9 protein-coding genes are annotated in these 11893 nt (G+C 73.6%); 4 read left to right on the top strand and 5 right to left on the bottom strand.

The annotated features are described in order from the left end of the window. Positions 1-55 precede the first annotated feature (55 nt). The 3 genes from OG448_RS11935 to OG448_RS11925 form a co-directional block, all read right to left on the bottom strand. The gene (locus OG448_RS11935; protein WP_405553415.1) at positions 56-1516 is read right to left on the bottom strand and encodes a M23 family metallopeptidase; all 1461 of its coding nucleotides are present in this window, start codon (positions 1514-1516) and stop codon (positions 56-58) included. A gap of 191 nt (positions 1517-1707) precedes the next feature. After that, complete coding sequence (locus tag OG448_RS11930; protein WP_405553413.1) at positions 1708-2283, bottom strand: SMI1/KNR4 family protein; 576 nt, start codon at positions 2281-2283, stop codon at positions 1708-1710. Between the two features lie 62 nt (positions 2284-2345). Beyond that, positions 2346-3200, bottom strand: coding sequence for an esterase/lipase family protein (locus tag OG448_RS11925; RefSeq protein WP_405553412.1), 855 nt, complete (start codon positions 3198-3200; stop codon positions 2346-2348). 235 nt (positions 3201-3435) lie between these two features. On the opposite strand from OG448_RS11925, the gene OG448_RS11920 reads away from it, so the two are divergent. Beyond that, the gene (locus OG448_RS11920; RefSeq protein WP_391295168.1) at positions 3436-3855 is read left to right on the top strand and encodes a cobalamin-dependent protein; all 420 of its coding nucleotides are present in this window, start codon (positions 3436-3438) and stop codon (positions 3853-3855) included. Between the two features lie 6 nt (positions 3856-3861). Here OG448_RS11920 and OG448_RS11915 read toward each other — a convergent pair whose 3' ends face one another. Then, the gene (locus tag OG448_RS11915) at positions 3862-5463 is read right to left on the bottom strand and encodes a DUF5691 domain-containing protein (protein ID WP_405553410.1); all 1602 of its coding nucleotides are present in this window, start codon (positions 5461-5463) and stop codon (positions 3862-3864) included. Between the two features lie 41 nt (positions 5464-5504). Then, positions 5505-6860, bottom strand: coding sequence for an SWIM zinc finger domain-containing protein (locus OG448_RS11910; protein WP_405553408.1), 1356 nt, complete (start codon positions 6858-6860; stop codon positions 5505-5507). A gap of 132 nt (positions 6861-6992) precedes the next feature. Between OG448_RS11910 and OG448_RS11905 the strand changes: the two genes are divergently transcribed. Genes OG448_RS11905 through OG448_RS11895 form a run of 3 tightly spaced genes read left to right on the top strand, consistent with a single transcriptional unit; the run spans position 6993 to position 11643 of the window. Further along, positions 6993-8123 carry an AAA family ATPase gene (locus tag OG448_RS11905; RefSeq protein ID WP_405553406.1) on the top strand — a complete coding sequence of 377 codons (1131 nt, stop codon included), beginning with the start codon at positions 6993-6995 and terminating at the stop codon, positions 8121-8123. Further along, positions 8120-10468 carry a DUF5682 family protein gene (locus tag OG448_RS11900; protein ID WP_405553404.1) on the top strand — a complete coding sequence of 783 codons (2349 nt, stop codon included), beginning with the start codon at positions 8120-8122 and terminating at the stop codon, positions 10466-10468. Before OG448_RS11905 ends, OG448_RS11900 begins: the two co-directional genes overlap by 4 nt. Then, positions 10465-11643 carry a VWA domain-containing protein gene (locus tag OG448_RS11895; RefSeq protein ID WP_405553402.1) on the top strand — a complete coding sequence of 393 codons (1179 nt, stop codon included), beginning with the start codon at positions 10465-10467 and terminating at the stop codon, positions 11641-11643. The genes OG448_RS11900 and OG448_RS11895 overlap by 4 nt, the downstream gene beginning before the upstream one ends. Positions 11644-11893 lie beyond the last annotated feature (250 nt).

The following is an 11893-nucleotide window of genomic DNA, read 5'->3' as shown; positions in this document are numbered from 1 at the left end:
AGACGACGCGAGCCCCGCCGGAATGGCGGGGCTCGTTCATTTCAGGGCAGCGGGATCAGGTCGGGTCCAGGCCGTGGCTGCGCAGCCACGGCAGGGGATCGATGGCGGCGCCGCCCGCCGGGCGGACCTCGAAGTGGAGGTGGGGGCCGGTTGAGTTGCCGGAGTTGCCGGAATAGGCGACCGGTTCGCCGGCCTTGACCGAGGTGCCGGAGGGTACGCGGTAACTGGAGAGGTGGCAGTACCAGGTCTCCGTGCCGTCCTTCGCGGTGAGGACCAGCATGTTGCCGTAGGCGCTGTTCCACTTGGTGGTGACGACACCGTCGGTCGCGGCCATCACGGTGGTGCCGTACGAGACGGGGAAGTCGATGCCGGTGTGGACGGACATCCAGTTGACGCCCGCCTGCCCGAACTGGGCGCTGAGCCCCCTCTGGAGCACCGGGAGGACGAACTTGGGGCGGAGTCTCTCCTTGAGCGCGGCCTCGGCGGCGGCCTTCTTCTTCTCCAGCGCCTGCTGCGCCCTGAGGTCGATGCGCTCCTGGGTCCGGCTCACCCGGTCGGTGAAGTCGTCGGCCCCGGCGGACAGGGTCCGCAACTGCGTGTCGAGCTTGCTGTTGGCCACGGACGGCTTGACCGTGTGCGTGTCGGCCGCGGAGGCGGCGGCCTCCTGCGTCTCACCGGTCAGGTCGCCGACCGAGGCGGCGGCGATACCGGCCACGCCCATCACACAGGCCGAGGGCACGGCGACGGTCAGCAGCGCGGAGCGCTTGGCGGGCGTGCGTCGCCGGGAGCGGGCCGCGGCGCGTGAACCCGCGCGGGGGGCCGGGATGACCTCCTCCTGGTCGTCCAGGAGGGCGGGGACGGCGGGGAGTTCACCGGTGCCGGTCAACTCGTCGTCGGTGTCCGGGTGTTCGTGGTACTGGTGGTCCGCGTACTCGCCGTAAGTGGCGTCGTCCCCGTACGGGTCGTGGGTCACCTGGTCGAAGGTGGCCGTCGCCTGCTGGTCGAACGGCTCCTCGGCCCGCTGGTGCTCGGGGGGTGTGCCGTCGGTGTTCCACTGGGTGGCGTCGTAGGCGCCGGTGTCGAAGGTCTGGGTGCCCCAGTCCCACTGCTGGGCGGGGTCCGGGGCGAGCTGCTGCCCGTACTGCGTCCAGGCGCCGGTGTCCTCGGGGGTGCCCTGCGCGGGGACGGTCCAGGCGGTGGTGTCGTAGGCGCCCGTGTCGTACCCGGTGTGCTGCTGGGCCGCGTAGGGGTCGTGGGCGAGGTGCCCGCCGTCGCCGGTCTGCCAGTGCGTCGTGTCGTACGCGCCCGTGGCGTGCTGGCCGCCCGGATAGCCGCCGAGGTGCGGGTCGGCGGAGTAGGCCGCCTCGGCCACCGGAAAACCGGTGGTGTCGTAACCGCCGTACGTGGTGAGGTCGTCGTACGGGACTTCCGGTGCTCCGTACGGCGCGTAGTGCGCGGTGGAGGCGTCGGAAGCCGGAGCCGGGGTCATGGTCCCCGACGGGTGACGGTCGTTCACCAACTTCTCTTTCGCCTCGACAACAGGGGCTGCCAGAGCAGTGCGGCGACTGTACCCGGCGGTATGCGGGCGCGACAATCTTCCGCTGGTTTCGTGTGGACGGGAAACGGGCATTCGGCCGTGTTTCGGGGTTTGCTGAACGCGAGTTTGGCCTTGTGTTCGAAGAGTGTTCGAGGGTTTGTGACACTGCGTCACCCCTGAGAAGGCTGTGACAGGGCTGCCAGCCACTTCGTGTACCAAGTGTGGAAGTCGCGGTCCAATGGAGTGAAGCCGCCCCAGTCGGGGTCGAGGAACCAGATCTCACCGGTGTGCGGACCGTTCAGGACGAGGCGGAAGTACATCCCGCAGCCCTCGTCGGCCAGCAGCAGGGTGCCTCGGGTCAGCGGGTCGGCGGTGGCGCCGAGGCGGCCGGGCGCGGGCGCGGGCGCGGTCAGCGGGAACGGGGAGGCCAGGTGGCCGGGGAGTCGGTCCCGCGCCCACTCGTCGTCCACCGCCCAGTCGTCGTCGGCGTCGGGGTGCGGGGTGATCAGCGGCAGCAGCCCATGGGCCGGGCCGGCCGGGCCGTCGCCCACCTCGCCCACGAAGGAGCGGTATTCCGGCGGCAGCCCGATGCCGTGGGTGGTCTCGAAGGCGCGGATCTCCGGCTCCGGCAGCGGAGGTCGCAGTTCGTAACGGTGTGTATTCGCCCCGAAACGCTCCATGGCCAGGTCCTGCGCCGCGGCCTCCCGTAGGCGTGCCCTTACGGCGGTCCGGTCCCAGGTCTCCATGGGGTCGAACCTAACGAGGGCGGGCGACCTGTTGTGGGCGGGGTTTCCCCGGCGGGGGTTTCTCAGGCGACCGTGAGGCCGCCGCCCTCCTGCCGCTTCATGGCGACCTCGGAGTCGAGGGCCTCGCGTATGCCGGCGGCGACCGTGGGGTGGACCGGGAGGGCGAGGTGGCCGATGCCGCTGACCTGGATGTTGTGCGCCTCCAGGTCGGGGTGGTCGACGCAGGCCGCCTCCAGCGGGGCCATCACGGAGTCCAGGTCGCTCCAGAAGCTCACGAACCGGGTACGGCAGCCCGGTGCCGGACGCGCCAGCTCCTCGATCACCGGCGAGTCGGGGCGCATCTGCCGCACGATCGGGTGCGCGTTCGCCAGCGGAATCGCGCGCGTGCCGGAGTGCGGGGTGCCCAGGGTGACCACGGTGCGCACCCGGACGTCACCGCCGAGGCACTGTGCGTAGTACCGGGCGATCAGACCCCCGAGGCTGTGGCCCACGATGTCCACCTGGGCGCTGCCGGTGCGCTCGCAGATCTCCTCCACATGCCGGCCCAGCAGCTCCGCCGCGGTGCGGATGTCGCAGGTCAGGGGGGAGTAGTTCAGCGATTCCACCCGCTGCCTGCCGTGCTGGGCGAGGTTGCGGCGCAGCAGGACGAACACCGAGCGGTTGTCGATGAAGCCGTGCACCAGGACGACCGGCGGACCGGTCGGCACAGGCAGCCTCGCCGTGCCCGCCGGCGCGGGAAGGGCGGCCTGGCGGCGCTCCTGGGTGAGGCCGGTCGGGTACAGCAGCATGTGACCGGCCAGGATCGCGGCCTCCAGTGCGGTGGCCTTCACCAGCGTCACGGACACGGAGGCCAGTCTGCCGGGCCAGAGACGACGGCAGATCGGGAGGAAGAGTGGCAATACCCCGGTGACCTTCATTGGCCGACCTCCTGTCGGCACGCGGGGGGCGGCTCTGTCCTCCGCGTGCCCTCATGTCCCACCATGTGATTTCCCCCTCGCGGGGTGCCGTGAAACAGTCCGCTGCGGGATGCTGGGGATAACGTTCGTTCACTTTCGACAGGTGGCGGAACGTGCCAGGTGTGCGGTACTTGTCGGTACGGGACGGAAGCGGCCGCTTCGGTCCCTTGATGGTGGTCGCTTGATGGAGGCAGTGATGGGTGTGGCAGCCGGTCCGATCCGCGTGGTGGTGGCCAAGCCGGGGCTCGACGGCCACGATCGCGGGGCCAAGGTCATCGCCCGCGCGCTGCGGGACGCGGGCATGGAGGTCATCTACACCGGCCTGCACCAGACCCCGGAGCAGATCGTCGCCACGGCGATCCAGGAGGACGCCGACGCGATCGGCCTGTCCATCCTCTCGGGCGCCCACAACACGCTCTTCGCGGCCGTCATCGACCTCCTCAAGGAGCGCGACGCCGCCGACATCCTCGTCTTCGGCGGCGGCATCATCCCCGAGGAGGACATCCCGCCGCTGCGCGAGAAGGGTGTCGCCGAGATCTTCACGCCGGGTGCGACCACCACGACCATCGTGGAGTGGGTGCGGAAGAACGCGCGTCAGCCGGCCGCCTCCGGCTGAGCCCGCTCAGGGCCGATCGTCCGAGGCCAGCTCGCGCACCATCGCCGCGCGCAGCCGCAGGGTGGTCGCCAGCCGCTGGAACGCCTCCGCCCAGTAGCCCCCGGCGCCGGGGGAGGCGTCCTCCCGCTCGTCGGGCACGGCCAGCAGGCTGTCCAGCCGGGCCGTCTCCGCCGGGTCGAGGCAGCGCTCGGCCAGACCCATCACCCCGCTGAAGCTCCATGGGTAACTGCCCGCCTCCCGCGCGATGTCGAGGGCGTCCACGACCGCGCGGCCCAGCGGTGCCGTCCACGGCAGGGCGCACACCCCGAGCAACTGGAACGCCTCGGACAGGCCGTGTCCGGCTATGAACCCCGCCACCCACGTGGCGCGTTCGTCCGCCTCCAGCGCGGCCAGCAGCTTGGCCCGGTCCGCCAGGGACACCGCGCCGGGACCGCCCGCCTCCGGTGCCGACGGCGAACCCAGCAGCGCCCGCGCCCACCGCGCGTCCCGCTGCCGTACGGCGGCACGGCACCAGGCGGCGTGCAGTTCGCCCTGCCAGTCGTCCGTCACGGGCAGCGCCACGATCTGCTCCGGGGTACGGCCGCCGAGCCGGTCCGGCCACGTGTCCAGCGATGCCGACTCCACCAACTGGCCCAGCCACCAGGACCGTTCACCCCGGCCCGCCGGGGGTCTGGCGGTCACGCCGTCGCGCTCCATCTCCGGGTCGCAGGCGGTCGGTGCCTCCACGACGATCGCGGCCGTGCTGCCTGTGTGGTCCAGGGCGACGCAGGTCGCGGCCCGCTTCGCCATCCGCGCGGCGAGCGCCGAGCCGGGCAGCGTGGACAGCAGCTCGGCCGCCGTCGCCCGGACGTTCCGGCTGCGGTCGCCGAGCGCCTGCTCCAGGAAGGGCTCGTCGTCGGCCGACAGGCCCGCGCGCAGCGAGTCCAGGAACATCAGCCGGTCCTCGGCCCGCTCCTGCGCCCAGGTCTCCACGAGCAACTCCCGTGCGGCGGAGGGGGTTCGGGCGCGGAGGGCGGTCAGCAGGGCGACACGTTCCGCGAACAGCCCCTCCTGCCACAGCCGTCGTACCCCCGCGTCGTCCTCGGCGCCGGGCAGCGCCGAGGTGCCCCCTGAGGCCGAGCGCTGGGCGAACCGCCAGTCCGGGTTCAGCCGGGCCAGCCACAGGGCCCGCGCGCCCGCGAACTCCAGCGCGGCCGGGCGGAGATCGGTACGGGCGCGGGCCGCGTCCAGCAGGGCGGGCACCGCCTGCGGGGGTGCCGCGTAACCGTGCGCGTTGGCTGCCGCGAGCCATTGGGGGAGGAGCTCGGTCAGGTCGGGGGTGCTGCCTCGGCGGCCGCCGCCTCCGCCGGGGCGGTCGGCCAGGAGCAGCGTGAGGCGGTGGGCAGCGGCGGGTGGCAGGGCGGGGCGGGTGTCCGCGGGAGCGGGTTCCGGACGTGTGCCCGCCCGTCCGGGGCGCAGGCCGGCCCGGCGCCGTACGGCCGCCACGGCGGCGGCGTCCAGCAGGGCGGCCGGGACCTCGCGGCCGGCGGGGTCGACCGGGAGGGGGCGGCGGTCGGTGCCCAGGAGGGCGGTGGTGAGGAGGTCGTCCCAGGTGGGCGCCGTGGTCATGGGGTTCCCTTCCGGGCGGGTCGTGGACGTGGGCGGGGTGTTCAACAGAGGCTCACCGGCGCGGCCGTCCCTTCCGCCCACGCCGTCAGGGGCGTGAAGCCTCGGTGGCCGCACTCGCCGAAGACCGTGAGCGGAGCCCCTCCGGCCAGCGCGACCAGCCGCCACAGGCCCGGACGGGCCAGGAACGACGGGGTCAGCGGCAGGGCGGTGTCCGAGCCGGCGTCGGACAGGTGCCAGGAGCCGGAGGTGTCCTCCGGCACGGGTATGACCGCGTCCAGGGTGACGGGGACGGAGTCCAGCCAGGGGTCTGCGCGGAGGGCCTCGCCGTAGGAGGCGAGGGCCTGGGTCGTCGTGGTGCCGGGTGGGCGGGAGGTGGCGGGGGCCGCCGGGGCGTGCCGTTCGCCCAGGGTGGCCCGGATCTGGCCCGCGCCGGGGTACTCGGACAGGTCCGCGTCCAGGGACAGGCCGACCGGCAGGGAGAGTTCGGGCGCCCGGCCCGCCGCGCCGAAGGAGAGGAGCAGGCGGGTGCGGCCCGACTCCGCGCCGTGCAGCCAGATGCGGCGGGTGGTCAGCTTGGCGTCGGCCGTGTCGTACTGCGCGAGCACCTGCCAGTGGTCGCGCACCGGTGGCCCGTCCGCCGAGGTGGGCAGGCCGAGGCGGGCGCGGACCGTGGCCGCGAGGGCGTCCGGGAGCCGGTCGCGGTGCAGCCAGCCCTGGTCGAGCAGGTGGAGCAGGGCGCACTCCTCCAGCAGCCGGGCGGGCCAGCCCGTACCGGAGGCCGGTATGGCTCCCAACTCCCGTACACGCGAAGCGAGTCCGGGTGCCTGGGCGTCGACCATCCGGGCCGCCGTCTCCTCCCACAGCCCGTACCCGGCCCGCTCGGCCGAGGCCAGGCCGTCGCGGAGCAGGTCGGCGAGGCGGCGCTCCAGCTCGGTCGCGCCCGCGGTGACCCGCTGGTCCCGGCGCTCCGCGCGCTTCCGCGCGGCCTCGGGATCGGCCGCCGAACCGCTCGCCGCCTGCGTCTTCTTGGCCTCCGCCCGCCCGCGCCGGCCCGCGAGCCACTGCTCGGCCCAGTCCGGCGCCGCCTCCGACTCGGGCACCGCACCCTCGTCCCCGGCCCAGAGCAGCAGCAGCCCGAGCGCGTGCTTGCACGGGAACTTACGGCTCGGACAACTGCACTTGTACGCGGGCCCGGCGGGGTCCGACAGGTCCACCACCGTCTGGTACGGCTTGCTGCCGCTGCCCTTGCACAGTCCCCACACCACCCCCTCCCGGCCGCTGCCCGCACCGGACCACGGCCCCGCCACACCCAGTTTGCTTCCCGCTTTGCGCGACGACGCGTCAGGCGCCAGGTCCAGCACCTGCTCCGCGGTCCGGCGCACCCCCTGCTGAGTCATGCCAACGACGTTAGAACGCCCCACTGACAATCGGTCATCGGAAGGCGTTCGTGCAGGTCAGAGCGATTGTCAGTGGGGTGCTGCATGGTGGATGCCAGATGACCCACGGCCGAGCTGGAGGGGGCCTCAGCCATGACTGTTTCCATGGAACCCACGAACGTCGAACCGATCCCGAGCCAGGCGCCGCAGGCGTTGCGACCGCACGCCGAAGACGCCTTCGCCGCCGAACTCACCGCGCTCGCCGCCCAGGACGACCGGCCGCGCCCGGAGCGCTGGAAACTGTCGCCGTGGGCGGTCGCCACATACCTGCTCGGCGGCACGCTGGCGGACGGCACCGTGATCACACCCAAGTACGTGGGCCCGCGCCGGATCGTCGAGGTCGCCGTCACCACGCTGGCCACCGACCGCGCCCTGCTCCTGCTCGGCGTGCCCGGCACGGCCAAGACCTGGGTGTCGGAGCACCTCGCGGCCGCCGTCAGCGGCGACTCCACCCTGCTGGTGCAGGGCACCGCCGGCACCCCGGAGGAGGCGATCCGGTACGGCTGGAACTACGCCCGCCTGCTCGCCCACGGCCCGAGCCGGGACGCCTTGGTGCCCAGCCCCGTCATGCGGGCCATGGCCGAGGGCATGACGGCGCGGGTCGAGGAGCTGACCCGGATACCGGCCGATGTGCAGGACACGCTGATCACGATCCTGTCCGAGAAGACCCTGCCGATCCCCGAGCTGGGCCAGGAGGTGCAGGCCGTGCGCGGCTTCAACCTCATCGCCACGGCCAACGACCGCGACCGGGGCGTCAACGACCTCTCCAGCGCACTGCGCCGCCGCTTCAACACGGTGGTGCTGCCGCTGCCGGAGAGCGCCGACGCCGAGGTCGACATCGTCAGCCGCCGCGTCGACCAGATGGGCCGCTCGCTCGACCTGCCGCAGGCGCCCGAGGGCCTGGACGAGATCCGCCGTGTCGTCACCGTCTTCCGCGAGTTGCGCGACGGCGTGACCACCGACGGCCGCACCAAGCTGAAGTCGCCGAGCGGCACCCTGTCCACGGCGGAGGCCATCTCCGTCGTCACCAACGGCCTGGCCCTGGCCGCCCACTTCGGTGACGGCGTGCTGCGCGCCGGGGACGTGGCCGCGGGCATCCTCGGTGCCGTGGTGCGGGACCCGGCCGCCGACCGGGTCGTCTGGCAGGAGTACCTGGAGACGGTCGTGCGCGAGCGCGACGGGTGGACGGACTTCTACCGGGCCTGCCGGGAGGTGAGCGCGTGAGCGAGGCCCCGCCCCCGGCCGGGGCGTTCGAGGCGGGCCCGCTGCTGCTGGGCGTCCGGCACCACGGGCCGGGCTCCGCGCGGGCGGTGCGGGCCGCGCTGGACGCGGCCTCGCCCGCCGTCGTCCTCATCGAGGGCCCGCCCGAGGCCGACCCGCTGATCCCGCTGGCCGCCGATCCCGGCCTGCGTCCGCCGGTCGCCCTGCTCGCCCACGCCGTGGACGAGCCCGGCCGCTCGGCGTTCTGGCCGATGGCGGAGTTCAGCCCCGAGTGGGTGGCGATCCGGTGGGCCGTCGAGCGGGGCGTCCCGGCCCGCTTCATCGACCTGCCCGCGACCCACACGCTGGCCTGGGAGGAGGCCCCCGGCGACCCGGAAGAAGAGGCGGCGGAAGAGGCCGAGCACGCGCGCGTGGACCCGCTCGCCGCCCTGGCCGAGGCCGCCGGGTACGACGACCCCGAGCGCTGGTGGGAGGACGCCGTCGAGCACCGGGGTCCGGGCAGGAGCGAGCCGTTCACGCCGTTCGCCGCGCTGGAGGACGCCATGGGCGCCCTGCGGGAGCGGTACGGTGACGGCGGCCGGCCGCGCGACCTCGTGCGCGAGGCGTACATGCGGCTCCAGATCCGCGCCGCCCGCAAGGAGTTCGGGGACGAGGTGGCCGTGGTCTGCGGCGCCTGGCACGTGCCCGCCCTCCGCGCGAAGGCCACCGTCACCGCAGACCGGGCGCTCCTCAAGGGCCTGCCCAAGCTCAAGACCGACCTGACCTGGGTGCCCTGGACCCACCGCAGGCTGGCCCGGGCCAGCGGTTACGGCGCCGGTATCGACTCGCCGGGCTGGTACGCCCACCTGTTCGGGGCGCCGGACCGGCCGGTGGAGCGGTGGCTCACCAAGGTCGCCGGGCTGCTGCGGGCGGAGGACCGGATCGTGTCCTCCGCCCACGTCATCGAGGCGGTCCGGCTGGCCGACACCCTCGCGGTGATGCGCGGCCGCCCGCTGCCCGGCCTCACCGAGACCACGGATGCCGTGCGGGCGGTGCTGTGCGAGGGCTCGGACGTGCCGCTGTCCCTGGTGTACGACCGGCTGGTGGTCGGGGACGTGCTGGGCGAGGTCCCGGAGTCCGCGCCCGCGGTGCCCTTGCAGCGGGACCTGGCCCGTGAGCAGCGCCGGCTGCGGCTCAAGCCGGAGGCACTGGAGCGCGAGCTGGAGCTGGACCTGCGCAAGGACACCGATGCCGCGCGCGGCCGGCTGCTGCACCGGCTCCGGCTGCTCGGCGTCGGCTGGGGCGAACCGGCCCGCTCGCGCGGGAGCACGGGCACCTTCCGGGAGACCTGGCGGCTGCGCTGGGAACCGGAGCTGTCGGTACGGATCGCCGAGGCCGGGGTGTGGGGCACCACCGTGCTGGGCGCCGCCACCGCCAAGGCCGAGGCGGACGCGGTCGGCGCGCGGACACTGGCCGACGTGACCGCGCTGGCCGAGCAGTGCCTGCTCGCCGGGCTGCCGGACGCGCTGCCCGTGGTGATGCGGGTGCTCGCCGACCGCGCGGCTCTGGATGCCGACGTGAGCCACCTCGCCCAGGCGCTCCCCGCCCTGGTCCGCTCGCTGCGCTACGGCGACGTGCGCGGCACCGACACCGGTGCGCTGGCCGATGTCGCGGCCGCCCTCGCGGAGCGCGTCTTCATCGGGCTCCCGCCCGCCTGCACCACCCTGGACACCGACGCCGCCCAGGAGATGCGGGGCCATGTCGACGCCGTGCACGGCGCGGTCGGACTGCTCGCCGAGACGCTCACCGGGCACGACGACCTCCGGCCGCGCTGGCGCGCGGTGCTGCGCACCCTGTCCCAGCGGGACACCGTGCCCGGTCTGCTCCGGGGCCGGGCCGTGCGGCTGCTGCTGGACGACGGGGAGCTGGAGGCCGAGGACGTGGCCCGGTTGATGGGGCTGGCCCTGTCGCCGGGAACCCCGCCCGGTGACGCGGCCGCGTGGGTGGAGGGGTTCGTCGGCGGGGGCGGGGGAGGGCTGCTGCTGGTGCACGACGAGCGGCTGCTCGGGTTGGTCGACGCCTGGCTGACCTCCGTACCAGCCGACGCGTTCACCGACGTGCTGCCGCTGCTGCGCCGCACCTTCTCGGCGTACGAGCCCGGTGTGCGCAGGACGCTCGGCGAGCTGGTCCGGCGCGGTCCGGGCGCTGGCGCCGGGGCCGTGGGCCACCCGGCGACCTCGTCCGGCTTCGCGCCGGAACCCGACGCCGGACGCGCGGACGCCGTGCTGCCGGTGCTGCACCTGCTGCTCGGCCTGACACCAGAGCAGCGGCAACCGATGGAAGACGACCTCGCGGGGGTGGGGGCATGACGAACGGGACGACACGACTCGACGGCGACGCGGAGCGGTTGCGCCGGTGGCGGCTGGTGCTCGGCGGGGACCAGGCGGACGGCACCGGGGTCGCGCTGTCCGGCCGGGACGCGGCGATGGACGGCACCCTGACCGCGCTGTACGGCCGGGGCGACAAGGCGGGCAAGAGCCCGGCGGGACGGGAGCGCTCGGCGGGACTCGGCGGTTCGGCGCCCTCCGTGGCGCGCTGGCTCGGGGACATCCGCACCTACTTCCCCTCCTCCGTCGTGCAGGTCATGCAGCGCGACGCCATCGACCGGCTCGGGCTGGCCGCGCTGCTGCTGGAGCCGGAGATGCTGGAGGCGGTGGAGGCCGACGTCCACCTGGTCGGCACCCTGCTCTCGCTCAACAAGGCGATGCCGGAGACCACCAAGGAGACCGCGCGGGCGGTCGTGCGCAAGGTGGTCGAGGACCTGGAGAAGCGGCTGGCGACCCGTACCCGAGCCACCCTCACCGGCGCCCTGGACCGCAGCGCCCGCGTCAGCCGGCCGCGCCACCACGACATCGACTGGAACCGCACCGTCGCGGCCAACCTCAAGCACTACCTGCCGGAGTACCGGACGATCGTGCCGGAGCGGCTCATCGGGTACGGGCGTGCCGCCCAGTCGGTGAAGAAGGAGGTGATCCTCTGCATCGACCAGTCCGGCTCGATGGCCGCGTCGGTGGTCTACGCGTCGGTGTTCGGGGCGGTGCTCGCCTCGATGCGGTCGATCAGCACCCGCATGGTCGTCTTCGACACCTCCGTCGTCGACCTCACCGACCAGCTCGACGACCCGGTGGACGTGCTCTTCGGCACCCAGCTCGGTGGCGGCACCGACATCAACCGGGCGCTCGCCTACTGCCAGTCGAAGATCACCCGGCCCGCCGAGACGGTGGTCGTGCTGATCAGCGACCTGTACGAGGGCGGCATCCGGGACGAGATGCTGAAGCGGGTCGCGGCGATGAAGGCGTCCGGCGTGCAGTTCGTGACCCTGCTCGCGCTCTCCGACGAGGGGGCGCCCGCCTACGACCGGGAGCACGCGGCCGCGCTGGCCGCGCTCGGCGCCCCGGCGTTCGCCTGCACCCCGGACCTCTTCCCGGAGGTGATGGCCGCCGCGATCGAGAAGCGTCCGCTGCCCATACCGGACACCGCGTGACAAGCTGGATAGGGGTACCGGTCGAACAAATGCACCCCAAGAGGCACGGCGTGTCAGGGAAAACGGCATCATGTGACAGGTATCACCGCTCAGGTGTGACCCGCGATTTAGAGGCCCCCGGCAAGCAGGGATAACCTGCGAGACGGACATGCCGCGCGCTCGGACACCGTGTGCGCACCCCTTGTGACAAGCGGACGTCACGTTGCCCTTCGCGGCACGCCCACGCATCCAACGACCGCGAGATCACTGA

This window comes from Streptomyces sp. NBC_01171 (assembly GCF_045039805.1).
In the GTDB taxonomy this organism is placed as follows: Bacteria; Actinomycetota; Actinomycetes; order Streptomycetales; family Streptomycetaceae; genus Streptomyces.
This window is presented reverse-complemented; position numbering and strand designations above follow the sequence as displayed.

Bases quoted from the DNA above. Each gene is read 5' to 3' on its own strand.
- OG448_RS11930 (WP_405553413.1), bottom strand. From the start codon at position 2,283: ATGGAGACCTGGGACCGGACCGCCGTAAGGGCACGCCTACGGGAGGCC.
- OG448_RS11925 (WP_405553412.1), bottom strand. From the start codon at position 3,200: ATGAAGGTCACCGGGGTATTGCCACTCTTCCTCCCGATCTGCCGTCGT.
- OG448_RS11920 (WP_391295168.1), top strand. From the start codon at position 3,436: ATGGGTGTGGCAGCCGGTCCGATCCGCGTGGTGGTGGCCAAGCCGGGG.
- OG448_RS11915 (WP_405553410.1), bottom strand. From the start codon at position 5,463: ATGACCACGGCGCCCACCTGGGACGACCTCCTCACCACCGCCCTCCTG.
- OG448_RS11910 (WP_405553408.1), bottom strand. From the start codon at position 6,860: ATGACTCAGCAGGGGGTGCGCCGGACCGCGGAGCAGGTGCTGGACCTG.
- OG448_RS11905 (WP_405553406.1), top strand. From the start codon at position 6,993: ATGACTGTTTCCATGGAACCCACGAACGTCGAACCGATCCCGAGCCAG.
- OG448_RS11895 (WP_405553402.1), top strand. From the start codon at position 10,465: ATGACGAACGGGACGACACGACTCGACGGCGACGCGGAGCGGTTGCGC.